This window comes from Pseudomonas sp. 2995-3, assembly GCF_002742565.1.
GTDB classification, from domain to species: Bacteria; Pseudomonadota; Gammaproteobacteria; order Pseudomonadales; family Pseudomonadaceae; genus Aquipseudomonas; species Aquipseudomonas edaphica.
In genome coordinates this window covers 1-343 of record NZ_LJSB01000086.1, presented here as the reverse complement: position 1 = coordinate 343, position 343 = coordinate 1, and the positions used below count along the sequence as shown (strand labels likewise).

The 343-nt window shown below is 35.6% G+C and carries 1 protein-coding gene; it reads right to left on the bottom strand.

Annotation, left to right across the window (positions count from 1 at the left end; translation table 11 throughout):
- The coding region (locus tag AOA62_RS04985) for a radical SAM protein (protein WP_256592294.1) at nt 1-308 on the bottom strand (308 nt) is incomplete at its 3' end.
- Nucleotides 309-343: the final 35 nt, after the last annotated feature.

Genomic DNA, 343 nt, shown 5'->3' with positions numbered 1-343 from the left:
GTTTTAGGTTCAATTTTTAGAGAATATGCACTAATATGCTGAATAGGTAAATTTATAACTTTTGTTAACGTATCTCGAAATTGATCCATGGTTTGATTAGGTAGCCCCATCATTAAATCTATAGAGAGATTTGAAAAACCAGCTTGTAACGCCTTATCTATTGTCTTTTGTACATCACTAGGCCGATGATCTCGTCCAATCTTTTTTAATAAATCTTCGTTAAAAGTCTGTACTCCAATGCTGAGTCTATTAACTCCCGCTTCTCGCATTTTTTTTAATTTCTCCAAATCTACACTTCCAGGGTTCACCTCCACAGTCCACTCATAGTTTCTAGCAAGGGGAA